19 protein-coding genes and 1 riboswitch are annotated in these 25,371 nt (G+C 68.2%); of the genes, 8 read left to right on the top strand and 11 right to left on the bottom strand.

Translation table 11 applies throughout. From position 1 onward, the window contains the following. Nucleotides 1–57 precede the first annotated feature (57 nt). Nucleotides 58–1,242 (bottom strand): ATP-binding protein, encoded by a 1,185-nt coding sequence (locus NV1_RS01550; RefSeq protein ID WP_067884668.1) that lies wholly within the window; start codon nucleotides 1,240–1,242, stop codon nucleotides 58–60. A gap of 166 nt (nucleotides 1,243–1,408) precedes the next feature. On the opposite strand from NV1_RS01550, the gene NV1_RS01545 reads away from it, so the two are divergent. The 3 genes from NV1_RS01545 (at nucleotide 1,409) to NV1_RS01535 (ending at nucleotide 3,314) form a co-directional block, all read left to right on the top strand. After that, nucleotides 1,409–1,702 carry a hypothetical protein gene (locus tag NV1_RS01545; protein WP_067884666.1) on the top strand — a complete coding sequence of 98 codons (294 nt, stop codon included), beginning with the start codon at nucleotides 1,409–1,411 and terminating at the stop codon, nucleotides 1,700–1,702. A gap of 312 nt (nucleotides 1,703–2,014) precedes the next feature. Next, nucleotides 2,015–2,181, top strand: a riboswitch (cyclic di-AMP (ydaO/yuaA leader). Nucleotides 2,182–2,199: 18 nt separating this feature from the next. Next, nucleotides 2,200–2,886, top strand: coding sequence for a C40 family peptidase (locus NV1_RS01540; protein WP_307627758.1), 687 nt, complete (start codon nucleotides 2,200–2,202; stop codon nucleotides 2,884–2,886). A gap of 32 nt (nucleotides 2,887–2,918) precedes the next feature. Continuing rightward, entirely contained in the window at nucleotides 2,919–3,314 is a 396-nt protein-coding gene (locus tag NV1_RS01535) for an RNA-binding S4 domain-containing protein (RefSeq protein ID WP_067884664.1), read from the top strand. 380 nt (nucleotides 3,315–3,694) lie between these two features. On the opposite strand, the gene NV1_RS01530 is transcribed toward NV1_RS01535, so the two are convergent. From NV1_RS01530 to NV1_RS01510, 5 genes are read right to left on the bottom strand one after another with little or no spacing between them, the layout of a single operon-like run. Beyond that, entirely contained in the window at nucleotides 3,695–4,831 is a 1,137-nt protein-coding gene (locus NV1_RS01530) for a cation:proton antiporter (protein ID WP_067884661.1), read from the bottom strand. Between the two features lie 4 nt (nucleotides 4,832–4,835). After that, nucleotides 4,836–5,189, bottom strand: a complete 354-nt coding sequence (locus NV1_RS01525) for a hypothetical protein (protein ID WP_067884659.1) — start codon at nucleotides 5,187–5,189, stop codon at nucleotides 4,836–4,838. Between the two features lie 43 nt (nucleotides 5,190–5,232). Then, nucleotides 5,233–6,918: a fatty acyl-AMP ligase gene (locus tag NV1_RS01520; RefSeq protein WP_067884657.1), complete on the bottom strand. Its 1,686-nt coding sequence runs from the start codon at nucleotides 6,916–6,918 to the stop codon at nucleotides 5,233–5,235. Continuing rightward, a complete protein-coding gene (locus tag NV1_RS01515; protein ID WP_067884656.1) occupies nucleotides 6,915–12,911 on the bottom strand; it encodes a type I polyketide synthase in 5,997 nt (1,998 codons plus the stop codon). The genes NV1_RS01520 and NV1_RS01515 overlap by 4 nt, the downstream gene beginning before the upstream one ends. Then, complete coding sequence (locus NV1_RS01510) at nucleotides 12,908–13,177, bottom strand: acyl carrier protein (protein ID WP_067884654.1); 270 nt, start codon at nucleotides 13,175–13,177, stop codon at nucleotides 12,908–12,910. Before NV1_RS01510 ends, NV1_RS01515 begins: the two co-directional genes overlap by 4 nt. Nucleotides 13,178–13,299: 122 nt before the next feature. Between NV1_RS01510 and NV1_RS01505 the strand changes: the two genes are divergently transcribed. After that, on the top strand, nucleotides 13,300–14,313 hold the full coding sequence (locus NV1_RS01505) for an MBL fold metallo-hydrolase (RefSeq protein ID WP_245713501.1): 1,014 nt from the start codon (nucleotides 13,300–13,302) through the stop codon (nucleotides 14,311–14,313). A 78-nt stretch (nucleotides 14,314–14,391) separates the two neighbouring features. On the opposite strand, the gene NV1_RS01500 is transcribed toward NV1_RS01505, so the two are convergent. Then, the gene (locus NV1_RS01500; RefSeq protein ID WP_174557394.1) at nucleotides 14,392–15,363 is read right to left on the bottom strand and encodes an NAD(P)H-dependent flavin oxidoreductase; all 972 of its coding nucleotides are present in this window, start codon (nucleotides 15,361–15,363) and stop codon (nucleotides 14,392–14,394) included. A 402-nt stretch (nucleotides 15,364–15,765) separates the two neighbouring features. Here NV1_RS01500 and fadD5 point away from each other — a divergent pair, with 402 nt between their 5' ends. Continuing rightward, nucleotides 15,766–17,337: a fatty-acid--CoA ligase FadD5 gene (gene fadD5 / locus NV1_RS01495; RefSeq protein ID WP_067884652.1), complete on the top strand. Its 1,572-nt coding sequence runs from the start codon at nucleotides 15,766–15,768 to the stop codon at nucleotides 17,335–17,337. A 118-nt stretch (nucleotides 17,338–17,455) separates the two neighbouring features. On the opposite strand, the gene NV1_RS01490 is transcribed toward fadD5, so the two are convergent. The 3 genes from NV1_RS01490 to NV1_RS01480 all read right to left on the bottom strand — a co-directional run bounded on the left by NV1_RS01490 (nucleotide 17,456) and on the right by NV1_RS01480 (nucleotide 21,532). Continuing rightward, nucleotides 17,456–19,828: a lysylphosphatidylglycerol synthase transmembrane domain-containing protein gene (locus NV1_RS01490; protein ID WP_067884650.1), complete on the bottom strand. Its 2,373-nt coding sequence runs from the start codon at nucleotides 19,826–19,828 to the stop codon at nucleotides 17,456–17,458. Between the two features lie 104 nt (nucleotides 19,829–19,932). After that, the gene (locus tag NV1_RS01485) at nucleotides 19,933–20,769 is read right to left on the bottom strand and encodes an SDR family NAD(P)-dependent oxidoreductase (RefSeq protein WP_067884648.1); all 837 of its coding nucleotides are present in this window, start codon (nucleotides 20,767–20,769) and stop codon (nucleotides 19,933–19,935) included. Beyond that, complete coding sequence (locus tag NV1_RS01480; RefSeq protein WP_067884646.1) at nucleotides 20,756–21,532, bottom strand: 2OG-Fe(II) oxygenase; 777 nt, start codon at nucleotides 21,530–21,532, stop codon at nucleotides 20,756–20,758. The genes NV1_RS01485 and NV1_RS01480 overlap by 14 nt, the downstream gene beginning before the upstream one ends. A 122-nt stretch (nucleotides 21,533–21,654) precedes the next feature. On the opposite strand from NV1_RS01480, the gene NV1_RS01475 reads away from it, so the two are divergent. The 3 genes from NV1_RS01475 (at nucleotide 21,655) to NV1_RS01465 (ending at nucleotide 23,807) form a co-directional block, all read left to right on the top strand. After that, nucleotides 21,655–22,281 (top strand): GDSL-type esterase/lipase family protein, encoded by a 627-nt coding sequence (locus NV1_RS01475; protein ID WP_067884644.1) that lies wholly within the window; start codon nucleotides 21,655–21,657, stop codon nucleotides 22,279–22,281. Between the two features lie 176 nt (nucleotides 22,282–22,457). Then, the gene (locus tag NV1_RS01470; protein ID WP_067884642.1) at nucleotides 22,458–22,982 is read left to right on the top strand and encodes a hypothetical protein; all 525 of its coding nucleotides are present in this window, start codon (nucleotides 22,458–22,460) and stop codon (nucleotides 22,980–22,982) included. A gap of 48 nt (nucleotides 22,983–23,030) precedes the next feature. Continuing rightward, complete coding sequence (locus tag NV1_RS01465; protein ID WP_245713500.1) at nucleotides 23,031–23,807, top strand: class I SAM-dependent methyltransferase; 777 nt, start codon at nucleotides 23,031–23,033, stop codon at nucleotides 23,805–23,807. Nucleotides 23,808–23,810: 3 nt separating this feature from the next. Here NV1_RS01465 and NV1_RS01460 read toward each other — a convergent pair whose 3' ends face one another. After that, nucleotides 23,811–25,346, bottom strand: a complete 1,536-nt coding sequence (locus tag NV1_RS01460) for a phytoene desaturase family protein (RefSeq protein WP_067884640.1) — start codon at nucleotides 25,344–25,346, stop codon at nucleotides 23,811–23,813. Nucleotides 25,347–25,371: the final 25 nt, after the last annotated feature.

Here is a 25,371-nt window from a genome sequence, read left to right as displayed (position 1 = left end):
AGCGTTGACCGCAGCCGTCACCCTCGGCGATCCGTGTGGCCCCTGGACGTCCGAACCTCAGGCGACGCTACGCAGGTACCGGCCGAAGTGCGGCACCGTGAAACCGATGGTTCCCCGCTCGGCCGAGTAGATCAGCCCCTTCTTGATCAAACCGTCTCGAGCCGGTGACAGCGAAGCCGGTCGGCGGCCCAGTTCCTTGGCGATGGCGGCGGTCGCCACCGGGCCGTCGTCACCGGACAGTTCGGCCATGGCGCGCATGTACTCCCGCTCGGCCGGGGTCGCCCGCTCGTATCGGGATCCGAAGAAACCGACCGCCAACTCCTCCTCGGCCGCGGGGGCGGCGAGCTCCACATCCTCGGCGGTGATCGGACTCTGCGCGGCCAGATCCCAGGTCGCCTTGCCGTAGGCCTGCACGAAGTACGGATATCCGTCGGCCTTGAGATACAGCGAATCCAGCGCCTCGGCAGTGAATTTCACCTCCTCGCGCTCGGCCGGGGCGATCAGCGCCAGATCGGCCGACTCCCGATCGAGCCGGTCGATGCGGTGATAACTGAACAGCCGCTCGGAATAGCTCTTGGAGGCCGACAACACCGCCGGCAGGTGCGGCAGGCCCGCGCCGACCACGATCAAAGGCGCTGCCTCCTGGCTCAATTCGTGACACGCGCCGCAGATCGCGGAAATATCGGCGGAGCCGAGATCCTGCATCTCATCGATGAATATCGCGATGCCGACACCGATATCACGGGCAACCTGAGCGGCCTCCATCAGCAGTTCGACCAGGTCGATCTCGATATCGCCGGAGTCGGCGCGGCCGGTCACCGCCGGGACGTCGATCCCCGGCTGCCAACGCTCGCGCATCCCCTTGTCGACGGTGGCGCGCAGCGCGAAAGCCTTGAGTATGCCGAGGAAGTCGTCGACCATCTCCAGATTGCGGTGGGCCACGGCGATCTGCCGCACCGCCATGTGCAGGGCCGAGGCCAGTGGCCGCCGCAGTTCCTGATCCGGCCTGGCCTCCAATTTGCCGGTGCCCCAATCACGTGTGCGCGCGGCCGATCGAAGCTGGTTGAGCAGCACCGTCTTTCCGACGCCGCGCAGCCCCGTGAGCATGACGCTGCGCTCGGGCCGCCTGCGCGAAATGCGTTCGAGCACCACGTCGAAGGCGTCGAGCTGCTTTGCCCGCCCGGCGAGTTCGGGCGGGCGCTGTCCGGCGCCGGGAGCATACGGATTGCGCACGGGGTCCATGCCGTTCCACCGTAGTGTGTCGCACGGAGAATCTTCGGACATCTACCGCGTTCCCTAGATGTGACTAGCGAGGGATGTGCGGCCCGGGAATACGGTCTCTAGGCTTGTGGTTGTCGACAGATATGTGACCCGTCGCGATGCCGGGTGGCCGAGGCGCAGGAGAGTCATGAGCGAGGAGCCCGATGCCGGTGTACCGGATGTCGAGGTACCCGAGGGCGGCACCGCCGAAGTCGTCGGATCGTGGAACATACCGCGGGAAGCCGTTCTCGCGGCGCGTATTCGCCGGAACATCCTCCAGGCCATCGGCAAGGGTTTCGACGATCCGCAACTGGTGGCCGATCTCGCGGTCGGCCCGCTTGTGATGGCGCTCGGTCAGCTCGAGACCGGACTGGCCGACGCGCGGCGGCGCATCGAGGAACTCGAACGCGCGCTCGCGGAGCGTGAAGGCGGCCGGGGCTGACCCCGCCGGCGGTTCGTTCGATGGGGTCCGATCGATGGGTGGCGCGGATCGATCGGCTCGGTCGAGGCTCCGGATTAGCCCGGCGATAACGGGAAGAATCGAGTTCATAACGTTCTCAGCCCGTCGATAACAGTTGTGGCCGAGCCGATATCGGCCCGTTACCCGACTTGCGACACGCCGAATCGCGGCCCTGTCCTGGGGCTTTGTCGAGGTCGGTGAAACACGCCGTGCTGTGGGGTGGACAACATCACGCGCTGGCCGTAATCTTCTCGTGACTTGACGGCGTGGGCCGCTTCGTAGGGGAAACGGCCAGTCGAGTCACCGCTAAATCGGCGTTCGGGCGCAAGCTCGTTCGCTGAACCGAGGACCCAGATGTAGTGGGGTGAATCCTCGCCCGGCTATACAAGGTCGGTCGAGGTAGGACCGATCTTCCCGGCCCGAACCCGTCAGCTAACTCGGTCGGCGGGTGGAGTGGAAGAAACAGGAGACTCAGCTCGGTGGGTAAACACAGTTTGCAACGGGAATCTCGGCTCCCGAATTCCGTGAAGGGCGCGCTCGTCATGGGTGCGGTCGCCTCGGCAACCGGAGCCATGCCGGCGGTTTCGGCGATGGCGCAGACCATCAACGTGCCCGGTGTCGGTGATTTCGATGTGCCGGTCGATTCCTCGTTCACACAGCAGGTCAAGGCCGTGAATCAGGCGCTCGCCGATCACGCCGACCTGATCAAGGACCACGCGGATCAGATCAAGGCCGCGCAGAAGGCGCTCGCGCCGCAGAGCCTGCAGCAGCCCAACATTCCCGGTCTGACCGCGGCCCTGCCCGGCGTGAACGACCATCAGGGTCCGCAGAACATCGCGCTGACCGCGGCCAAGAGCAAGATCGGCTCGGACTACGTGTGGGGCGCCTCGGGCCCGCAGAGCTTCGACTGCTCCGGCCTCGTGCAGTGGGCCTACAAGCAGGCCGGAGTCAACCTGCCGCGCACCAGCTTCGAGCAGTCGCACGTCGGCAAGCCGGTCGCCTACCAGGACCTGCAGCCCGGCGACCTGGTCATCCAGGAGGGCGGCGGCCACGTGGCCATGTACGCCGGCGACGGCAAGATCCTGCAGGCGCCGCAGTCGGGTGAGACCGTCAGCTACGCGCACCTCGATCCGCACTCGATCGTCACCGCGCGTCGCGTCGCCTGATACTCGCGACCAGCACCGCTCTGGAAGCAAAACTGCCCTCGGCGCAACCGAGTACAGCCCGGGTCGACTCCTGGACCTGGGCTGTACGGCTGTTCAAAACCAGGTCGGCCGCCGCGGCCGCATGTCGCGGTGGACACGTCAAGGTGAATGGTGTCGCGGTCAAGCCTGCTCATCAGGTCAAACCCGGCGATGAGGTGCGTGCCCGGATCAACGGGCTCGATCGCGTCGTCATCGTCGAGAAGGTCATCACCAAACGTGTGGGCGCGGCGATCGCCGCGCAGTGCCTGATCGATAAGAGTCCGCCGCCACCGGCTCCCGAGATCGCGGCGACGATGCCCCGTCGTGATCGTGGTGCCGGACGTCCGACCAAACGCGAACGACGCGAGACGGATCGATTGCTCGGCCGAGGACCCACCGCCTCGTCCTGAGCTCGTTCGCGCTTTTCGACGTCCCATGGAGCCCCTGATCTTCATGAGCGTTGCCCTCTTCCGGCAGATCATGTCGGCGCTCGGTGTACCCGCCGGAGTGGCAGTGCGCTGCACTGGTCGACGTCTTGTTCCCGATATTCCCTTGCGGTGCAGTCGGTCACGGTTGACCGCGAAATTCATTGAGTGATCTTCGTCACATAACTGCAGCGGATTCGGTGTCGCTGCCCCGAATTCGATTCGGACATGCTGGGAGCGGCGACCGCCGAGTGTCGGCCCTGCGGCTGTTCGGCGGGTCTCGACAGCGCAAATCTCGCATTGCCCGAGGTTTGCCTGCCGGGCAGGAGCGTCGTGTATCTCCGGCGAACCCGACCGGGGTGAATTCAGCTGCCGCTGTGGACGGACCGCGCCGCCGAGGCCGCGGCGACCGCGGCGACGGCGATGGTGACGAGCGCACCCAGCATCAGCGCCGCTGCCTCACCGTGCTCGAGCACGTGCAACTGGGTGCCGACCGTGACCGCCGCGACCGGCACGCCGATCTGCGCGGCCGCCAACGCGCCGAATCGGATCGGCTGACCCAACAGCCGCATCAGCACATGGGCGAGTACCGCCGCCGCGCCGAGTGCGAGTCCGAGCAGGATCAACCGCGGCCGATCGGCGAATTCACGCAGGTTCAGCCGGGCGCCGAGCCAGACGAAGAACAACGGACCGAGAAATCCCTCGGTGATCGCGAACAGCTGCCGCGCGACTCGCCGAGGTTCCCCGACCCCGGCAACCGCGAGTCCGCCCGCGAAGCCCGCCAACATGATCGAGACCTGCGTCCGCGTGGCCAGCGCGGCCAGGGCGAACAGGAGGGTCAGACTGACCCGTAATTCCAGTGCGAACTTCCGCTGTTCGGAAATCTTGTGGGCGCGACGGCGCAGTCCGGACTGTTCCAGATTGCGAAGGACGAAGAACAGCACGACCGCGCCCGCCGCGACGGCCAGTGCGCCGAGTGCCGCGCGACCGGCCTGGGAGATATCGATGACCAAGGGCAAGGCCACGATGCAGGCGGTATCGGCGATCGCCACCTGCGCGGTCAGCTCCAATACGGATTTTCCCTGCAGCCCTTGGGAATTGATGATCGGCAGCGTCAATGCCGCCGACGAGGAGGCGATCAACACCGCGTAGGCCGCGCCGTGCCCGGTGCCGAACCAACTCGCGAGGGCGAATCCGGCCGCCGCGGCGAACAATCCGACCAGTACCGCACGCAACGCCCCGACCCTCAGCGCCGAGCGGACCGCCGGATCGCGGACCGGGACATGCGTGCCCGCCACGAACATGACCAGTGCGAAGCCCATATCGGCCAGGAAGGAGAAGATCGGATCGCCGGGATGCAGCACACCGAAACCGGTCCCGCCGAGAACGACCCCGGCGAGCAACTCACCGACGATCACCGGGATCTGCCAGCTCGCGCGCCAGGACAGCAGCGGCCCGGCCAAGCCGAGCGCCAGAACCAGGGCGAGCGTGGAGAAGGTCACCGCACTACTTCTTCCGCTTCCGCTGTTTTCCCGAGTCCCGCGCACCCCGTCCGTCGTCGCCGCGCAGCGCTGTGAGCCCGGTGCGGATCGGGATGTTCTCGTCGGCGTGAGAGCAGGTGCGGTCGTAGCCGTTGCCGATCCGGGCGCGAGTTCCGGCGGTCGGATCGCCCTGGACCAGCGGAATCGGAGACAGTGCATTACCTGCTGAGATCTTGCCCGGGTCGGCGCGGGCATGCGGATCGTCCGGCGGCAGTAGGGTCGGCCGCGGGTCGGCGAGTAGTTCGAGGGAGCCTGCCGCCGCCGGATAGTCGTGCTTTTCGGGTTCGTCCAGCCCGCGCACGGGATTGGCAGCAGCCATCGTTGCTCCTCCGCCACGATCTGTGGATGGGTGTGGATCAGGTTTACACCCTCGGTGAGGCTCCGACGCGGACCAACTCGTTCCGGCGGTAACGGATTCGGCATTCGCCGCGGCGCAATTTGCCGCTGGAGGTCTTCGGGATCTGTCCGCGCTCGACCAGCACCACCTCGGCGGGTGCGATGTCGTGCGCGGACGCGACGGCGGCGCGGATCCGGCGGGCCACCTCGGCGGCATCGGCGGGAGGCTCGTTCAGCTCGGCGACCAGGATCAGGGCCTCGTGGGTACCGTCGTCCACACCGAATGCGGTGATGTGGCCGGTGCGCACCTCCGGCGCGGAATCGGCCGCGGTGGTTTCGATATCGGCCGGATAGTGGTTGCGGCCCGCGAGCACGATCATATCCTTCAGCCGCCCCGCGATATAGAGCTGTCCGTCGTGGTGGAAGCCGAGATCGCCTGTGCGGAGCCAGTTCTCCGATTCCCCGGGGGCTCGCGCGCCGAAAGTTTCGGCCGTCTCGTGTGGTTTGCCGAAATATCCGGCGCAGACATTCGGGCCGCGGACCCAGATCTCCCCGACCGCACCCGCGGCCACCCGCGTTCCGGACCGATCGACCAAGCGGATGTGCTGGCCGGCAGGTGTGCCGCAGCCGACCAGCCGGATTCCCGCGCCGGGCTCGGCGAGGACTGCGTGCCCGTCGGCCAGGGCGGCGCGGTCGAATTCGGCCGTCGCGGGAGGTTCGCCGGGTGCGCCGAAGGCGACCGGTAGGGTCGCTTCGGCCAGGCCGTATCCGGCGGTGTGGGCGCTGTGCCGGAAACCTTGGGGCGCGAAAGTTTTCGTGAATGTCGTCAGCACATCGGCCCGGATCGGCTCCGCGCCGTTGAGTACGAGTTCCAGCTCGGACAGGTCCAGCTCGGCCCGCTCCTGCCGTGTGGTAGCCGAAACCGCTTGAGCCAAACCGAAATTCGGGCTTGCGGTCGCTCCGGCCCGGTAGTCGCCGCACGCCCGCAGCCAGCGGATCGGGCGTTTGGCGAATTCGGCCGGGGGCAGGGTAACCGCGTGCACACCGGTGTACAGCGGCAGCGACATGGCGAAGACCAGTCCCATATCGTGGAAGAAGGGCAGCCAGGTGACGATGGGCTTGTCATTCACCACGGGCATTCCGCTGCGCAGCTGGTCGAGTGCCGCGACGAGATTGGCGTGCGAGACCTGTACCCCGGCAGGATTTCTCGTGGAGCCCGAGGTGTATTGCAGATAGGCCGGGTGGGCGGTGGCCGGTTCTGGCGAAACCGCGACGTTCGCGCGCTCGATGGCAACGGGCATGACGCTGCCTACCGCGAAGCCGCTGTCCGCGGTGCGTATTTCACTCCCCGGCTCGACCAGGCTCAGCCTCGGTCGCGCATCGTCCAGGACCGCCGCCAGACGATCGGCGTTGCGATGGCCCTGCACCGGATACAACGGTACGGCCACTCGGGAACCGTACAGGCAGGCGAGAAACGCCACCACATAGTTCAGGCTGTGATCGCACAGTATGGCGACCCGATCCCCCGGAGCTGTCACCGCGCCGATCCTCGCACCGAGAAGACCTGCCGCATTGTGCAACCCGCGGAAAGTCAGGGTGTCCGAGCGGCATTCCCGACCGGAATACGACAGCGCCGTGAACGCGGGCGCATCCGGACGTTCGGCGGCCCATCGCGCGACCGCCGCAGCGAGTGCGTCGAGCGATCCGTTCATCCGGTCTCGCCACCGGCGTGGGACAGTCGCGTGGCCAGTGCCGTCCCCAGCATCGCCACCGTGGGGTGCTCGAAGAGTTCGGCGGTCGCGATGCGAACCCCGAGCCGTGCCTCGAGCGTCCGGCGCAATTCGATCGCCAGCAGGGAGGACAGTCCCAGCCCGGTGAATTCCACTTCCGGGCCGATACTTTCCGCGGTGATACCCAGCGTCGCGGCGAGCGCAGCTCGAATCACCTGTGCTACCGGCACATTCGCAGCGGACCCGTCCTGCGCGGGCGGTACCGAGGGCTGATCCGCTGCCGACCCGATCGAGCCTTCCTCGGTAACGTCCTCGCCCGCTGGACTTGTCGGCCCGTAGGCATATTCGTAATCGCTTCCGGGCGCGCCGGTGTTCCCCGGTATCCGAGCTGCGGGTGCGCCGAAGTAGGCCGGTTCGCCGGAGTTGTCGTCCGGGTCCGTTCGGTCGTACGGCGCATGGCTCGGATCGAACCGGCTCGCGGGACCGGGAAGCCCTGGCCCCGAGCGGTATCGGGTTGGCTGGGAAGCCGTCGGCAGGGCGGTGCGCAGGCGGCGGGCTATGGGGGAATCGTCCGTGGTCGGTGTGTAGTCCATGGCCAGGACATGCGGGCCGGGGTAGCCGCGGAGGGCGTCCAGGACCGCGGTGCCCCGTGCGGTGGTGAAGGGGGTGATGCCCGCGCGGCGGAGATGTTCGGCACCGCCGGCGACGGCGGCGAGACCCGATTCCCAGCTGCCCCAGCCGATGCTGAGCACCCTGCGGTTCGCCCGCGATTCCGCGAGGGCGTCCAGGGCGGCGTTCGCCGCGGCGTAGGCGGCCTGGCCGGGTGCGCCCAGAGCGCCTGTCGCGGAGGAGAACAGCAGGGCGAAATCGATCGGGTCGGCGGCGGTCAGGTCGAGCAGATCTGCGGTAGCGGCCAGTTTGGGTTCGAACATCGAGGCGAGTAGATCTGTTGTGACAGACCCGAATTCGGCGTCGTGCAAGGAGCCCGCGGAATGCACCAGGCCGCGGATGGGTGCGCCGCACTCGCGGATGTCGTGCAGGGCGTTGGCCAGATCGCGCGGATCGGTGACATCGCAGCGCAGCACCACGATCCGGTCCTCGAGGCCCTCGAGCAGCGGCGGGAGCGGACGTGGATGGCGAGTCAGCACAACCACGTCCCCGGCGCCGCGGTCCAGCAGCCATCGCGCGGCCACCGCGCCGAGGGCGCCGAGACCACCGGTCACGACATACGCTCCCACAAGCTGGATTTCGACCGGCCGCGCGAGGACGGAGACCGGCTCGAAGCGCCTGGCCTGCACGCCGCCGGGCCCGATCCGCACCTCGTCCGGACCCTCGGCCGACAATGTCAGGCCCGTCAGCGGGCCCGGCTCGACCCGCTCGGTCCCGGCCCACACGAGCCGTACCGGCCGTCCCGATTCCAGCTGCAACGACCGCACCAATCCGGCGATACCCTGCTGGGTCACGCTCCGGCGATCGCGCAGCACCACGGTCAGTGACGCCATGGCGTCACACTCCTGAATTCGTTGCAGCAGTTCGAGAGCCCGACCGATCTCCCCCACCGCCGATCCGGGGGCGGATACCGCCGGCCACACCACGACCACCGCGGTGGGTTGCTCGCGCCCGGTGAGCGTCGCGGATACGACCGGGATCGCCTCGATCGGATCGCGGGCAACCCGCTCGGCGGGCACCCACCGATCCATCGTCCGGGTCAGGCCCACCGCCAGCCGGGACTCGCCGATCACCAAGGCCCGCCGAATCCGCGAATCCCCGCTCGCCTCGGGCTTATCCGGCACCCCGACCCGAACCCACGTCTCCCGCCGCAACACCGGCCCGAGTCCGTGCGCCACGAGCACCTCGCGCTCCCCGTCGGACGGGCCCCGCGCAAGATCATGGGCACCGCCGCCCCGCCCCGATCGCACCCCGACAGTATCCGCGTATTCGCCGAAGTACCGCCCGGTACCGGCCGCCATCGCACCGCCGACACCGTGCCGGCCGACGAGAGCGCTGTCACCGGAAAACCAGCTCTGCGATGTATCCGGTTGTGCCGCAGGGCCTTGGAAGGCCGTGCCGGTGGGCCGTCGATAATCCTGTTGCCAGGGCATATCGGTTCGCGCCCGGCCGGACGCGCCGGTGGGGTCATCCGAATTCGCCTCGTCGGCTGCCACTTCGGATTCGCCGGGAGAAGTTGGGCCGGCGTGCGGCAATTCGTAAGCGGTTGTGGCCGGGTGGGAATGAGCGACCGTTCCTGCGACGGGATCGCTGATGACGGAGTACGGGGATACGGCGGGTGGCGCCGGCCGGCCGGGGAGGCGAGCGTAGTGGATGTGGACGCCCAGGAGGGCGGCCGCCGGGGCGCCGTGCTGGTCGGTGGCCAGGACGTCGCAGTGCAGGCCGTCGGCGTCGGCATTGCGCAGGAAGGCGTGCGCCTGGGCGAGCAGGACATCGGGCGATGTGGTGAGCCAGGCGGAATCGATGCGGGCGGGCAGGGGCAGCACGTGGGCGGGCAGGTGCGGGCCCGCGGCGGCGGCGATGAGTTGCAGGCAGCCGTCGAGGGCCGCGGTGTCCAACGGTATGTGACCGAGAAGTCCGATGGCACTGCCGGATTCGGCGACGATACCGCGAAGGGGCCGGAAGCGGGGCCCGTAGTCGAGTCCGCGGGCGCGCAGCACGGCGTAGAACTCGCGAATGTCGATGGGGCGCATACCGGGTTGGGCCATGCGGTGTGCATCGATCGCGCGCATCCAGCCGACGATCTCCCCGGGCGTCGGCTCGGCGGTGATTCGGGCCGTGGCCAGTGTGACCGCGTCGGTCACCTCGAGCAGTTCGGCTCCGGCGTGGACGGTGACACCGGGCAGGGCGGCCGGATCGGTGGGTTCGTGGACGGTGAAGTCCGCCAGCCGCGTAGTGCGTTGTCCCGCGATCCGCAGCAGCCGGCGCACCCAGTACATCGCCGGGACGATCGGCGCCCCCCGCACGACGTGGTCACCCAGCTCCTCGGCGATGGGCTCGGGTTCGGCGTCGGTCACCAGCGGAAAGGCGCCGTGCCGCCAACGCCTTCGGAGGGCCGGGCCGGTGAACGCGCCCTGCGCGGACCGGTCCGGCGTTCGGCCCTCGACGTACAGCCGCGCCATGCCGTCGAGAAATGCGGCGGCTTCGTCCTCCCGGTCGGCCACCGGGTGGGTGGCCTCGCGGAAGTCCGGAAACTCCCGGATCGCCGGGGCGAGAATCGGATGCGGCGAGATCTCGATCGCCGTGGTGCAGCCGTCGGCCGCGGCGGATTCCAGGGCGGCCCCGAATTCGACTGTGCGCTCGGCATTCTCGGCCCAGTACCTCGCGTCCAGGGCGGCGGAGGTGATCACCGCGCCGGGCCGGGCAGTGGAGTACAACCGAATTCGCGGTGTGCACGGACGGATTCCGTCGAGGCGCGCGAGCAGTTCGGCCGCGGGCTCGTGGACCTGCGGACTGTGCGCGGCGAAGTCCACCGCGATTCGTCGCGCGTAGACGCTGCGCCGGGTAGCTCGCCGGATCAGTGTCTCCACATAACGCGGCGTCCCGGACACCACCACCGACCGGGGCCCGTTGACCGCGGCCACCGCGACGTGGGCGCGGACCGGTTCCACCAGCCGCCCGACCTCCTCGGGTGTGGCCTCGAGCATCGCCATCGCGCCGCGCCCGTCCAGATGCGCCAGAATCGCACTGCGCGCCACCGCGATCCGCGCGCCGTCACCGAGCGACAGCGCGCCGCTGACCACCGCCGCCCCGATCTCGCCCAGGCTGTGCCCGACCACCGCATCGGGCCGAATACCCCAGTGCGCCAGCAGTTCCGCCAGAGCGATCTGGAAGACGAACAGCGCGGGCTGCACCGTATCGGTGGACTCGAGGCTGTGCGCGAAACCGTGCCGCGGCGTCCACACCCGAGGCCCACCGGCGGCGGTCACCGCCTCGGTGGCCTCGGCGAGTGCCCGCGCGAACACCGGATACCGCGCCGCCAGCCCCCGCCCCATCCGCTGATGCTGTCCACCCTGCCCCGAGAACACCAGCAGAATCCGCCCGCGCCGCAGCCCGGACGGCCCGTGCAACGCTCCCGTGAGCGCTACGTCGCCGCCGGACGTTGTGTGCGCCACAGCATCCCGGACCAGAGCATCCCGGACCAGAGCAGCGACAGCCGCCGGAACCTCCTGGGCGCCTCGGGCGACCGCCCCGGACGACAGTTCCGCGTCTGCCGTGCGTGTCGCGGTAGTGACTCGTGCGGACGCGGTTTCGGAGTCCGTCCCGGACGTGTTTCCAACGGCTGCCGCGGGTCTCGTCCCGCTGGGTGTCATCCATTGCCACGTGGCCGACGTGTCATCGGTCGCCGTCGCGCGTGCGGCGGTGGGTGTGGTTTCGGTCGCCGCCATGTGGGCGCGGGCGAAGTCGGCGGCCTCGGCCAGTTCCAGTAACCGAGCGACCGCCTCGGCGCGGTCGCGGGCGACGACTGCCGCGCACAGCCGCTCGGGTATCGATCGTGCTGCGGCAGCGGCGAATTCGCCGAGCGAGCTGGTACCCCGGCTGATCGCCTCGGCCGACCGTGCGGCCTGCTCCCGGAGATCGTCCGCATCCCGCCCGGTCACCGTCAGCAGTACCGGCGGATCGGTTATCCGCTGTGACGCGACGGTATCCACACCACGCAACACCACATGCGCGTTCGTCCCGCCGAATCCGAACGAGCTGACACCGGCATAGCGGCCCATGGCCGATTCCGCCGCCCAGCCGACCGGCTCGGTCGGCACCGCCAGTCCGCGAGCGGCCAGGTTCAGCAGCGGATTCTCGGTGTGGAAGTGCACATTCGGGACGATCGTGGCGTGCGCGATACTCAACGCCGCCTTGGCAACTCCGGTGACCCCGGCGGCGGCCTCGAGATGACCCAGGTTCGATTTCACCGACCCGATCCAGACCCGACGGGTCCGTTCGCTCTCGGCTAGCACCGCGGCCAGTGCGCCGACCTCGACCGCATCTCCCAGGGGCGTCCCGGTGCCGTGACATTCGACGTATCCGGCCGCGGCGGGATCGGCGCCGGCGCGTGCCCACGCCCGGCGGATCACCTGCTGCTGAGCGAGTCCGTTCGGCGCGTACAGGCCGTTCGACCGGCCATCGGAACCGATTGCGGCGCCGATGATCTCGGCATATACGCGATTGCCCTCGCGCCGGGCGTCGGCCGTGCGCTGCAGGATCAGCACCGTGCACCCGTCGCCGCGGGCGTAGCCGTTCGCGGCGGCGTCGAAGGGTTTGCACCGCCCGTCCGGCGCGAGGAAGCCGGCTTGGTCCAGGTAGTCCGAGGTGTGTTGCAGCAGTGGAAGATTCACCCCGCCGACGATCGCCAGTTCGACGGTGTGGTCGGCGAGCAGCCGCATCGCCATGTCAACAGCGGCCAGTGAGGACGAACAGGCGCTGTCCAGCACCAGACTCGGTCCGCGCAGATCCAGCGCGTAGGACAGCCGGTTCGCGATGATGCTCAACGCGGATCCGGTGACCGCGTACGGCGCATCGTGGCCGCCGCCGCCGAGCACCACCGTGCCGTGGTCGTACCCGCACGCGCCGAACAGCACCGCGGTGTGCGACCCACGCACCCGGTACCCGACCCCGGCGTCGTCCAGGGCCTCGACCGCGACCTCCAGACCGAGCCGCTGTTGCGGATCCATCAGGGCCGCTTCACGTTCCGAGATCGAGAACCAGTCGTTGTCGAACGCGTCGAGTCCGGTCAGATAGCCGCCGCGCCGGGCCCCGGCACGATCGCGCGGCGGCGCTCCGGTCGCGTCCCGGCCCTCGCGCAGCAGCCGCCAGAGTTCGCCGACGCCGCGCGCGCCGGGCACGCGGCAGCCGATGCCGATGATCGCGACCGGGGGGACGGGGGCGGCGTCGGATTCCGTCATGGTCGTCGAATCCCGCTGCCCCGGATCGGGTGCGGGCGGTGAGGTGCCGCCGGAGCCGGCTGTCATCGGGTCGCTAGATGTTCGACGAGCCGGTCGATGTCGGGATGATCGAATAGGTCGGTGAGCGAGATCTCGACGCCCAGTGCATCTTCCAGCACGGCGGTGAGCCTGGCCAGCTGCACCGACGACAGGCCCAGATCGTTGAACGGGGTGCTGACCGATACGGCCTGAGCGGGGATAGCGAGCAGCTCCGCGATGGCCGTCACCGCCGCGGAGGTAAAGTCCGACCGGCGTCCGGTGGACCGGCCTTCGACCGAAGAACGCTGCCTCACGGCTACTCCTCCCCGCATTCGGCGGTGGCCGCCGGCCGTCAGGTACCTCGGTCGATTATGCCGAGAACTCGGCGCGCGGAGAAGGGCTTTGCAGTGCGCATCCGGATCGCTACGGTGTCGCTGTGAATCAGCACACGAGCTCCGGGCCGGTTTTCACCGGATGGGGCACGTTCGGCAAAGGTGGTGATGTGACCGATTTCTCCGACGGCAGAGCCGGTGCGTTGGGCACCCTCGCGCACTGCTGCGCTGCCCTCGTCGCGACCCCGCGGCGTCTGCTGCGTCCCCGGCGTCCCGATCCGGACTTCCTGGCCGGACTGGAATGCGCCCGAGTCCCCCACCCTCGCAACCTGGTTCGCTTCACCGCGCTGTTGCAGGCACGCATGTCGGCGCCGACCGCCCTGGTCGCCGAGGGCGTGCGCAGCCTCGGGACGTTGCCGATGGGTATGGGCGCGTTCCTGATCGAACATCCCCGCGCCCGCTTCGTGATCGATCCGGCGATGTGCGCGGGCGTGCACAAGCGAGTAGTGCCCGGATTGCCCTTTCCGATGGGCATGTTCTTCGCCCCGGGCAAGCCGGTGCTCGGTCTCGAGGATGCGCTGGCGGGGCAGAACCTGTCCGGTTCGGACATCGACTTCACCATTGCCACACATCTGCACTGGGATCATGTGTCCGGTTTGCTGGAACTTCCCGAAACGGTCGAATTGCGCGTTCCCGCAGTGGAATACGAGTGGGCGATGACGGGTGAGACCGCACCGTACGGTGTGGTGCGGGGGCCGCTGCGCGATCGCGCGGTGCGGCCGCTGCATCTCGAGGGGCCGCCGGTGTTGACCTTCCCGGCGAGTCACGATCTGTTCGGCGATGGTTCGGTGGTGCTACTGGATCTCGCTGGTCATACGCCCGGAAGCATCGGTGTCCTGCTGGCCGTGAACGATGGCACGCATGTTCTGCTGGCCGGTGACGCGGTGTGGAATACCTTGCAGATCAATCTGATCCGGGAGAAAGCGCCGATGCCCGGACAGCTCGTCGACGCCGACCGAGATCGCGCGTTCGAAACCGTGCAACGCCTGCACGCCCTGCCCCGGGGGATCGAGATCATCGCGAGCCACGATTTCAACGCGGTCGCCGAACGTGCTTGAGAGAAGGGCACATTCGCACCGCAGGTGAGTGCGGCCGGCCGGGGACCTACCCCTCGGCCGGTCGCACCACGGACGGGCTCAGCGCACGAACGACGCCAACCGATCGTTGATCAGGCCCTCCGCCTCGGTCACCATGCGGGAGATGAGCTCGTCGCAGGTGGGGATGTCGTCGATGAGGCCCTGGACCTGTCCTGCCGACCAGATGCCCGCATCGAGATCGCCGTCCTCGAAGACGCGTCGTCCGCGCGCGCCGGCGACCAGATCGCGCACGTCCTCGAAGACGCCGCCCGCCTTCTCGATCTCCACGACCTTGCGGCTGATCTCGTTGTCCGCGACGCGGGCGGTGTTGTTCATGGTGCGGAAGATGAGCTGGGTGTTGCGCTCGGTGTGCGCGACGATCTGCTCCTTGACCGTGTTGTGCACCGGCGACTCCTGGGTGCACATGAAGCGGGTGCCCATGTTGACCCCGTCCGCGCCCAGCGCCAGCGCCGCGACCAGACCGCGAGCGTCGGCGATACCGCCGGAGGCGATGATCGGGATCGACAGGGCCTTGGCGGCGGCCGGAATCAGGACCAGGCCGGGCACATCGTCCTCACCCGGGTGTCCGGCGCATTCGAAACCGTCGATGGACACGCCGTCGACGCCGATCCGCTCGGCCTTGAGCGCGTGCCGCACGCTGGTGCACTTGTGCAGCACCTTGATACCGGCGTCCTTGTAGTAGGGCAGGAACGGTTCGGGGTTACTGCCCGCGGTCTCCACGATCTTCACGCCGGATTCGATGATCGCCCGGACGTACTCCTCGTACGGCGGCGGGTTGATCGAGGGCAGGATCGTGACGTTCACGCCGAACGGCTTGTCGGTCAGCTCGCGGGTGCGCGCGATCTCGCGACGCAGGTCGTCGGGGGTGGGCTGGGTGAGTGCGGTGATGAAGCCGAGGCCACCGGCGTTCGCCACCGCCGCGACGAGTTCGGCCCTGCCGACCCACATCATCCCGCCCTGCACGATCGGATGTTCCACCCCGAATCGCTCGGTGAACCTGGTGTGCAACATCGGTGTCCTCCTGCTCGAGTGTGACCGGCGGCGGTCCCGGAGATGCCGCGGGAACTATGGGCGTCGCCGCCGTCGGATCTGGTGCTCGCGCCGTATGCGGCTCCCGGCCCGAATGTCGTCGATAGTGGCATGGCCGGACCGCCGGGGACAACCCTGATGTAAGTCCGTGTTTGCGTGGTTAACTGAGACACTCAGTATCGTCACGATGTTCAGACATTTTGTGACCGACGTAAATTAATGATCTGAGCAGGTATCTTATCTGGTTACCAGAGGTATTTAGACTACTCTTTGTAATCCTTGTCACGGCAAAAAGTTAGCTGGTATTCTCACTCTTGTTCAGCCGTGGACGCCATCGGGGCAGCCGGTGCGCGAGCGTGCGGCGGTTCCGAAGGGAGTTCGTGCATGACCACCGGTGCCCAGTCGCTCGCCGAGCCGATCCGATCGCGCCGCAACCACTGGAACAATCAGGTCGCCACTCATGCGGTGATGCGTCCCGATCAGGTCGCGTTCCGGTTCTCCGGGCACGACACCACGTGGAAGCAGTTCCACGAGCGGTCGTTGCGATTCGCCGACGCGCTGTCCCGCCGCGGGGTCGGCTTCGGCGATCGGGTGCTGCTGCTCGCGCTGAACTACACCGAATACATCGAGGCCGTATTCGGTATCAACGCGCTCGGCGCGATCGCGGTGCCGGTGAACTTCCGGCTGACCCCGCCGGAGGTCGCCTACATCGTGGCCGATTCGGGCGCCAAGGCCATCGTCACCGACACGATGCTGGCCCCGCTGGCGACCGGCGTGATGGGGCAGGCTCCCGCGCTGCAGACCTGCGTGGTCATCGGCGGGCAGAGTGACGAGGGTGTGCTCGGTTACGAGGAGTTGCTCGCCGAGCAGGGGGAACCTCATGCGCCGCTGGATATCCCGGAGGACACCCCGGCGCTGATCATGTACACCTCGGGCACCACCGGCAGCCCCAAGGGTGCGGTGCTGTCCTACGAGAATATGAACGCTCAGGCCCTGACCTGTATCCGCGCAATGGAATTGGACGCAGGTTCGATCGGCTTCTGTACCTCCCCGCTGTTCCACATCGCCGGACTCGGCAGTCTCACACCGTATTTCATGCTGGGCGGCACTACCGTGCTGCATCCCCTCGGCGCGTTCAACGCCACCGAATGGCTGGACGCGGTCGAGCGGGAGCAGGCCACCGCGGCGTTCTGCGTTCCCGTGCAGTGGCAGATGATCTGCGAGGAGCCGACGGTCAAGACCCGCAAGCTGGCGCTGCGGATGCTGTGCTGGGGCGCCGCGCCCGCCTCGGACACCGTGCTGCGCGCGATGGACGACTGCTTCCCGAACGCGCGCAACGTCGCGGTATTCGGCCAGACCGAGATGTCGCCGATCACCTGCGTACTCGAGGGTGACGACGCGATCCGCAAACTGGGTTCGGTCGGCAAGCCCATCCCCACCATCCAGGCCCGCGTCGTCGACGACGAGATGAACGATGTCGCACCGGGCGAGATCGGCGAGATCGTCTATCGCGGACCGACTCTCATGCAGGGCTACTGGAACAAGCCCGAGGCCACCGCGGAGGCGTTCGCGGGCGGTTGGTTCCACTCGGGGGATCTGGTTCGCCAGGACGAAGAGGGCTTCGTCTACGTGGTGGACCGCAAGAAGGACATGATCATCTCCGGCGGCGAGAACATCTACTGCGCCGAGGTGGAGAACGTCCTGTTCGCGCATCCGAAGATTCACGAGGCCGCCGTCGTCGGCCGCCCGCACGAGAAGTGGGGCGAGGTCCCGGTAGCCGTTGTCGCCCTGCTGAATCCGGACGACACTCTCACGCTCGAGGAACTCACCCCGTTCCTCAACGAGAATCTGGCCCGCTACAAGCACCCCAAGGATCTGGTGATCGTCCCGGAGCTGCCCCGCAACGCCAGCGGCAAGGTCGTGAAAGTCGAACTGCGCAAGGATTATTCGGCCTAGTGCAGGCCGCTGTGCGCCGGCCGCGGTGAGGCGCCGACGAGAAGGACTCGCTGTCGTGCCGGGCGCAGATCGCGATCACGGCAGGGTGAGTCCGACCGCCCCGGCCCGGCAGGCGGCGTCAGATCATTTCCCTGTCGGTGAGCCAGCGCATGATCGGCCAGCCGCAGAACACCGGCAACCAGCAGGTCAGCACGCGGTACAGCAGAACCGCCGGCACCCCGATCCCGGCGGATACGCCGAACGCGGCCAGGCCACCGATCAGCGCGGCCTCCACCGCGCCCACACCGCCCGGCGTAGGCGCGGCCGAGGCCAGCGTGCCACCGATCATGGTCACCACCGTGACGGTCACGAACGTGGTGTGCCCGCCGAAGGCCTCGATCGCGGTCCACAGCGCGGCCGCCGCACCGAGGGTGGTCGACGCGCAGCCCAGCACGATCATCGCCAGACGCTTGGGTTCGTGTGCGAGCGTACGTAATTCGCTGACCACCTCGGCCAGCTGCGGACGCACCTCGGTGCGCAGCCAGCGCCGCACCTTGGGCACGAAGGTGGTCACACCGAGCGCGCCGAGCAGCGCACCGGCGGCGAAGTACAGCACCGTCGCACTCGGCACGAAATGCGACAGATTCGCCGAAACCCCCGCCGCCACACTGAAAACGATCAGCAGCACCACGTGCGTGATCACCTGTACCGCCTGCTGCAACGCCACCGCGGCGGTCGCCCTCACCGCGCCCAACCCGCCGCGCTGCAGGAATCGCACGCTCAGCGCCAGACCACCCACGCCCGCCGGGGTCGTCGTGGCGGCGAACGTGTTCGCGACCTGCATGAGCAGCAGGTTGCGCGGATTCACCGATCCGCCCGCACACCCCCACAGCGCCATCGCCGCGCCCGCGTACGTCATCGCCGAGACGGTCAGGCCCAGCAGCGCCCACCACCAGTTGGCCGTGCGCAGTTCGGTGAAGAACGTCGGCACCTGGCTGATGTACGGATAGGCCACGTACACCAGGCCGATCAGCAGGACCAGCTGGATGAACTGGTTGCGGGAGAACCGGGTGATGTGCGCGGCCTCGATCCGGTCCTCGTCGGTCTGATGCAGGACCTGTTCGCGCACCTCCTTCATCACCCCGCCCGCATCGTGTACCGAGGCCCGCACCAGCCGGGGCATCGCCGCCTTGGTCAGCCGCCGCGAGGCATCGATCACCGCCTGCTTACCCATCACCTCGATCGCGGTGTGCACCGCCGATTCCGCGCCGAACAGCGATCCGGTGGTCAGCAGCAGCTGGGCCACGTCGGCCTGGAAGCGGGTGTCGTAGGCGCCGAATTCCGCGGCCGAGAACCCGCCGAACAACACCCGCCCGTCGGCGATGCGGATCTCCTCGGCCCGAAGATCACCGTGCGAGATCTGGGCGCGATGCATGTTCTGCAGCGCCTGCCACACCTGACTGTGCACCTCCTCGCCCGCGGAGATGGACAGGATCTCCCCGCGCGGGATGGTGTGCGCGTACAGCGTCCAGCCGCGTTCGAGGGCCGCGACGGTGAGCGGTTTGTTGTTGGCCAGCCCCAGATCCCCGATCGCGATGCCCAGCAGTGCGCGATGTTCCACACTGCGGCGCATGGATGCGAAGACGGGTGTGCGCTCACTGCTGCGGAAGGCCACGAAACGCCGCAACTGCTGCAACATGCCGCGGCTGCGCTGATTCTGGCCGTACATCTCGATGGTGAGCCGGTGATTCGGTCCGGTATCGGCGGACAGCAGCAGCGGACCCGGCCCGGCCGGGCGCACCACCCGGATCGCGGTGACGGTGTATCCGCGCCGGGCGAGCACCCGCACCGCGCCGTCCAACGGCACCTCCAGCGCGGGCGTGCCCACCACGAGCGTGATCACCGCGCCGACGAACCAGCCCACGGCCAGGCCGAACATCGCCCGCGAGGGCACCGTCAGGCTGACGAACAGATGCAGCGGTACGAAGGCCAGCAGCGCCGCCCACCACGACCGTCGCCAGGACGCGGGCAGCCACGGACTGGCCACCGTGAGCACCGCGGCCAGCATCGCGATCCAGCGCGGATCGTCCAGGAATTGAGACAGGAACGTATTGAGCTGCTGGGGTTCGGCCAGATGCCAGCGCGGTGCGGAGATTCCGGTGTCGGTGATCGACAGCGCGAGCACCGCGATCAGTCCGGCGGTCAGATATCCGCCGAGCAGTTTCCACTGCCAGCGGAACAGCAGTCGCACCAGGATCGCGAACGGCAGGGCGAAGATGGCGATGCCGTACAGCAGGTAGACCAGATTGGACTGTTCCGGGGTCAGGACGCCCAGGATGTCCGAGATCGAGCGTTCCAGGGCTTCCCAGCGCGGCCGGGTGATCAGCGATCCGGCGATGACCAGCGCCACCAGCGCAGCGGATGCGATCACCCGGAGGATGTCGCTGGTGCGCCGGTTGTGTGGTTGCAGGAGGCTGCCGGAGACCGGTATCTCCCGCCCGTCGACTCGCATGTCGTTTCGGCACTTTCGGATCGGGGGAGAGCTGCGTCGGTCCTCTCGGTCGACTAGCTGTGAGTATGCAGGACGCCTCGTGACGCGTCAGAGGCAACACGCCGTCACTCCGGCGGCGCCGACCGGCTTTCGGGCAGTTCTGCCGCGGTTTCCTGCTCGGCGGATTCGGGTCGGCCGGGCTCGGGTGGGCTGGTTCCGGGACTCGGCGGTTCCGGCGGCGCGAGCACACCGAAGACCAGGCCGGTCATCGAGCCCGCGTCCAGTTCGTTGATGGCGGCGGCGACTTTCCGGGTCGGCACTCGGTGCGGGAAGGAATCGGGGGCGATGCCGTTCACCCGCACACCGAATTCGGCGAACTCGTTGGCCTGGTGCCGGGTCAGGTGATCGAGCGCGGCCTTGGTCGCGGAGTAGATGGCCTGCCCGCCGGGATACACCTCCGATCCGGACAAGCTCGACACGTTGACGATATTGCGGTTGCGTTCCCGGTTCTCCCGATCCGCGCCGAGCCAGCAGCGTTGCGCCAGGCGCGTCGAAAGCCGCAGCGGTACACCGACGTTCATCGCGAACTGCGGTTCGAACTCGTTCAGGGCGGTATCCCCGTCGACCATGCCGTTGGGCTGCAGTTCGATGCGCGCGGCATTGTTCACCAGCAGATCCACCCCGCCGAATTTGGCCAGTGCCAGATCCACCACCCGCTCCACCTCACCCTCGCGGGCCAGGTCGGCGCGGATCACGAATACCCGGGAGGCGTTCTCGGGCAACTCTTCTCGGGGCGCGAGCGGATCGATGAACCACTCCTCCTGTGAGGGCACCGCGGGCACCCGGTCGCGGCAGACCGCGACGATGTCGTAGCTCTGGTAGTACGCGCCGCAGAACACGCTGCCCAGCAGACCGCCCGCCCCGGTCACCAGGGCGACCCGGCGCTGATCACCATTCGGCAATTCCGAAACCTCCCCAGCGGCGCACCGCCTGTTCGCGTGGCTGGTGCAGCCACATCACCACACTGTTGCGGGCGGCGGTGTTGCCGCCGGCGAAGGCATGCCACGACCGCGGCGTGCATTCGAAGACGATCATCGAATTGTTCAGCGGCGGAACGTAAACCGCCGGTTGCGGATTGGCCGAGCCGATCGCGGAGTACAGCCCGGTCTCCCCGCCGTGGCCCGACCGCCAGTCGCGATTGCCGAGGTAGAAAAGCACCGCGACCGCGCGGACCAATTCACGCGCCTCGACCCCGGGTGTGCGCGCGCCGGTCTTGAGATCGATGCCCAGGTCCGGCAGGCCCACGCCGTGTTCACCGGGTGGTTGGCCCCGGAACCAGGCGGGGGCCAGATCGCTGTGCGGCCAGCCGCGCGGACTGCCCGGAGGGTGGTGGTGGACCGAACCCTCGACATCGCCCGTGACATCGGACACACCGGCCACTCCGGCGATCAGATCGTGCCAGGCGCGCGAGAGGAAGATCTCCAACGGCCCGTCGCGCAGTTCGGCCAGGCTCACCCCCGACGCCCCGTAATTCTGTGCCACCGTCGCGAACAGTTCGGGCTGGTCGGTGCGTATCCGTTCGTACTCGGCGGCCAGGCGGGCGTAGAACGCGGAGGTGAACACCTCACGCACGTAGACGTGCGAGAAGGGACGGGTACGGCGAACCCAGCGGCGATGCGCCAGCAGGCCGGTGAACCATCCCGGCAGCGGCGTTTCGGTTTCCATTCGTGCTCCCTCCCGGACCGACGAGCCGATCTTATGGGGTACCGGCTCTCGACACCGGGCGGCCCTCGCCGATTCCGGCTTTTCGCCGCAAGTCGTGCGCCCGGGCGTGCAACGATCACTCGGTGATCCGAGATGTCCGTATCTGTTTCGTCGGCGATTCACTGGTGGCTGGTATGGGGGACGGGAGGTGCCTGGGCTGGGCGGGTCGCCTCGCGATGCGCGCAGCGGGCGCCGGGCAGCCGCTCACCTATTACAACCTCGGGGTGCGCGGGCAGACGTCGGCGGATATCGCAGCCCGCTGGGAGGCCGAGTGCGAACAGCGCCTGACCGCGGAAACCGATGCGCGCGTGGTGTTCTCCTTCGGCGTGAACGATACGGTGCTGGAGAACGGCCGAGTGCGGGTGTCCGCGTCGGACTCGGCGGCGAACCTGACGGCGATCCTGCGCCGCGCGGCCGAACGCGGGTGGACCACGCTCGTGGTCGCCCCGCCGCCCAATGCCGATGACGAACACAACAGGCGGATCGGCGAATTGGATTCGCGCTATTCCGAAATCTGTGCCGCGCAGGATGTTCCGTACGTCCGGGTGCATCAGCCGCTCCTGCACAACCACACCTGGATGCGCGCGATCCACGACGCCGACGGCTACCACCCCGGCGCGGAGGGCTACGAGGAGTTCGCCGCCCTGATGGTCCCGTACTGGCTGCTGTGGTTGGCCGAGCCCGGCTCGGCCCTGCCCGTCGTGCGCTGAGTAATCGGCGCCGTCCATTCGACGCTCGGCGGGTGGGCGAGCGATTCGGCGCGCTGCTCCGGATGCGACACGGCGAGCCCGATCGGGATTATTCCGGCTGGTACCAGGGTTTGTCTTGATGATCGGATCGCGATCCGATCGGCAGCAGGATCCGCTCATCCAGCCGGAGGTAGATCATGTCGCTCACATTGACTCCGAACCACGCCGCGGCGGTCCATCTGCGGCGGCTGTTCCTGGCGATGATCACCGGAAGTTTCGTATTCCTGCTGGCGTGGATCGTCTATCTGGCCAGCAGTCTGCCCGAACATCGCGAGGTCGCGCACTGGGATATCGCATGGGTCGGATTCGATTGCTTCCTGGTCGCCGCCATCGGGATGACCGCGCTGTGGGCCTGGCTGCGGCGGCCCATCCTGATTCCGTGGGCGATCATCACCGCGACCCTGCTGTGCTGCGACGCCTGGTTCGACATCGTCCTGGACTGGAACACCCCCGATTTGCCGATATCCCTGGTGACCGCCGGAGTGGGCGAACTACCGCTGGCCGCGCTGCTGTTCTACGCCGCCGGGCGGCTGATCCGGCTGTCCATGGCGGCCGCCTGGGCGCGCAGCGGCCAGGGTGAGCCGCCGCGGATGTGGCGGGTGCGCATGTCCGCCCTCGGGCGTCCGGCCGGGGCGCACGATGAGCACCTCGCCGAGCATTAGCATGGCGAGCCGGGGAATCGGCGGGGCGAGCGAGGTGGAGGGATCGGCGTGACCAGTGCGAGCGAATGGGAAGTGGACGACACCGAACTGCGGGCGCGACGGGCGAAATCCTTCGGCCCCGAGGCCGCCGCTTACGAGGAGCACCGGCCGGACTATCCGCTCGCGGGCATCCGGTGGGCATTGGAACCGCTCGACATGCCCAGGCCCGAAGTGCTCGACCTGGCCGCCGGAACCGGCAAACTCACCGGGGGCCTGCTCGCGGTCGGCGCGCGGGTCACCGCGGTGGAACCGGATGAGGCGATGCGCGCGGAATTCCGGCGCCGCCACGAGTACGTGACGGTACTGGACGGGACCGCGGAAGCCATTCCGCTGCAGGATGATTCGGTGGACGCCGTACTCGTGGGACAGGCTCTGCACTGGTTCGATCAGGAACGCGCGTTCCCCGAGATCGCCCGCGTGCTGCGTCCCGGCGGGGTGCTCGCCGCGTTCTGGAATATGCACGATGTCGAGGTGGGCTGGGTGGCCGAACTGGACCGGCTCTCGCGATCGCAGGTCTCCTTCCGGACCCGAACCTCCGAAGGCGCGGTGGCCGGTCCGCTGTTCGAGGAGTTCGTGCAGGCCGAGTTCCCGCACGTGCAGCGCCGCACCGCCGAAAGTCTCACCGCGACGATCGGCACCCATTCGCACACGCTGGTGATCTCGCCGGCCGAGCGGGCCGCACTGCTCGATCGGATCACCACCTACCTGCGCGGCGTTCCGGAGATCGGTGCCGGCGAATTCGACCTTCCCATCAGGACTCTGGTGATTCGTTCCGTCGTGCGGTGAGGCTCAGCGGCTTTCGAGGACGGCCATGGCGGCGTTGTGGCCGCCGATACCGCTCACCCCGCCGCCGCGGACCGTGCCCGCGCCACACCGGAATACATTGCGATGCTCGGTGCGCACGCCCCAGCGCGCGGCCGGTTCCGGATCGTCGTCGGTGCGATACGGGAAACTCAGGTCGCCGTGGAAGATATGCCCGCCCGGCAAGCCGATCTCGCGTTCGAGGTCCACCGGGCTCCGGGCCTCCAGACAGATCCGGCCCGCGGCGTCGGTGGCGAGAGCGTCCCGAATCGGTTCGGCCAGAACCGAATCCAGTTGGGCGAGAGTCGCGTCGAGGACTTCCCGGGTGACGCGGTCGTGATCGTGCTCGAAAAGCCGTGCCGGAGTGTGCAATCCGAACAACGTCAAGGTGTGCATCCCGCGCGCGGACAGTTCGGGACCCAGGATCGACGGGTCGGTGAGGGTGTGACAGTAGATCTCCGACGGCGGGCGAGGCGGTGGCGTCCCGGCTTCGGCGGCGCGGTAGGCGCTCTCCAGTTCCGAATACGCCTCGGCGATATGGAATGTCCCGGCGAACGCCTCGCGCGGATCGACGTCTCCGCGCAGCCGGGGCAGGCGGTTCAGCAGCATATTCACCTTGAGCTGCGCGCCCTCCGGTTTCGGCGGCGCGGAATCGCCCAGCAGCCGGGCCGATTCGTGTGGCGCGGCGTTCACGAGCACGTAACGCGCTCCGACCGCGCCACCCGCATAACGGATTTCGGCTGTGCGGCCGTCGGTTTCGATGGCGTGCACCGCGCTGTCCACCATGATCTGTGCGCCCGCGGCCCGTGCGGCCGCGGCGAGCGCGTCGGTCAACGCCCCCATGCCGCCGATCGGGACGTCCCAGTCCCCGGTTCCGCCCCCGATCACGTGATAGAGGAAGCAGCGATTCTGGCGCAGCGACGGATCGTGGGCGTGGGTGAAGGTGCCGATCAGCGCGTCGGTCAGGACGACCCCGCGCACCGTGTCATCGGTGAAGGTGGCTTCGATCGTCTCGCCGAGCGGCCGTTCGAAGATCGCCTCCCAGGTCGCGGAGTCGTCGACGGCGCGCTGTAACTCGCTCCGGGTCGGCAGGGGTTCGGTGAGTGTGGGGAACACTCGCCGTGCCAATCGGCCGGTCGTCTCGTAGAACCGCTGCCACGCCCGGAAATCGGCGTCCGAACCGGTGAGCCGGGCGAAACTCTCGCGCGTGCGGGACGAATCCCCCGTATCCACGAGCAGACCGGCCTCCCCGACCGGCGTGTAGGAGGAGATCCGCCGCCGCCGGGTGGCGAACCGCAGACCCAGATCCTCGACGATCCGCCGGGGCAGCAGGCTCACCAGATACGAATAGCGGGACAGTCGTGCATCGAACTCCGGGAAGACCCGTTCGGATACGGCCGCGCCGCCGGTGTGCGGCCCGCGCTCGAGCAGCAGCACCGAACGCCCGGCCCGCGCCAGATACGCCGCGGCCACCAGCCCGTTGTGGCCACCGCCGACGATCACCACGTCGTACGAGGTTCGCATCTGACCTGATTATCACGAATCCGGC

Origin of the sequence: Nocardia vaccinii NBRC 15922 (assembly GCF_001613305.1) — a bacterium.
Classification (GTDB): Bacteria; Actinomycetota; Actinomycetes; order Mycobacteriales; family Mycobacteriaceae; genus Nocardia; species Nocardia vaccinii.
The sequence above is the reverse complement of the archived record's forward strand: the minus strand, read 5'-3'. Positions and strand labels throughout refer to the sequence as shown.

Excerpts from the sequence above, each read along its gene's own strand:
- NV1_RS01515 (WP_067884656.1), bottom strand. The coding sequence starts at position 12,911 with ATGACAGCCGGCTCCGGCGGCACCTCACCGCCCGCACCCGATCCGGGG.
- NV1_RS01470 (WP_067884642.1), top strand. The coding sequence starts at position 22,458 with ATGTCGCTCACATTGACTCCGAACCACGCCGCGGCGGTCCATCTGCGG.
- fadD5 (WP_067884652.1), top strand. The coding sequence starts at position 15,766 with ATGACCACCGGTGCCCAGTCGCTCGCCGAGCCGATCCGATCGCGCCGC.
- NV1_RS01460 (WP_067884640.1), bottom strand. The coding sequence starts at position 25,346 with ATGCGAACCTCGTACGACGTGGTGATCGTCGGCGGTGGCCACAACGGG.
- NV1_RS01525 (WP_067884659.1), bottom strand. The coding sequence starts at position 5,189 with ATGGCTGCTGCCAATCCCGTGCGCGGGCTGGACGAACCCGAAAAGCAC.
- NV1_RS01545 (WP_067884666.1), top strand. The coding sequence starts at position 1,409 with ATGAGCGAGGAGCCCGATGCCGGTGTACCGGATGTCGAGGTACCCGAG.
- NV1_RS01550 (WP_067884668.1), bottom strand. The coding sequence starts at position 1,242 with ATGGACCCCGTGCGCAATCCGTATGCTCCCGGCGCCGGACAGCGCCCG.
- NV1_RS01500 (WP_174557394.1), bottom strand. The coding sequence starts at position 15,363 with ATGTTGCACACCAGGTTCACCGAGCGATTCGGGGTGGAACATCCGATC.
- NV1_RS01520 (WP_067884657.1), bottom strand. The coding sequence starts at position 6,918 with ATGAACGGATCGCTCGACGCACTCGCTGCGGCGGTCGCGCGATGGGCC.
- NV1_RS01490 (WP_067884650.1), bottom strand. The coding sequence starts at position 19,828 with ATGCGAGTCGACGGGCGGGAGATACCGGTCTCCGGCAGCCTCCTGCAA.
- NV1_RS01480 (WP_067884646.1), bottom strand. The coding sequence starts at position 21,532 with ATGGAAACCGAAACGCCGCTGCCGGGATGGTTCACCGGCCTGCTGGCG.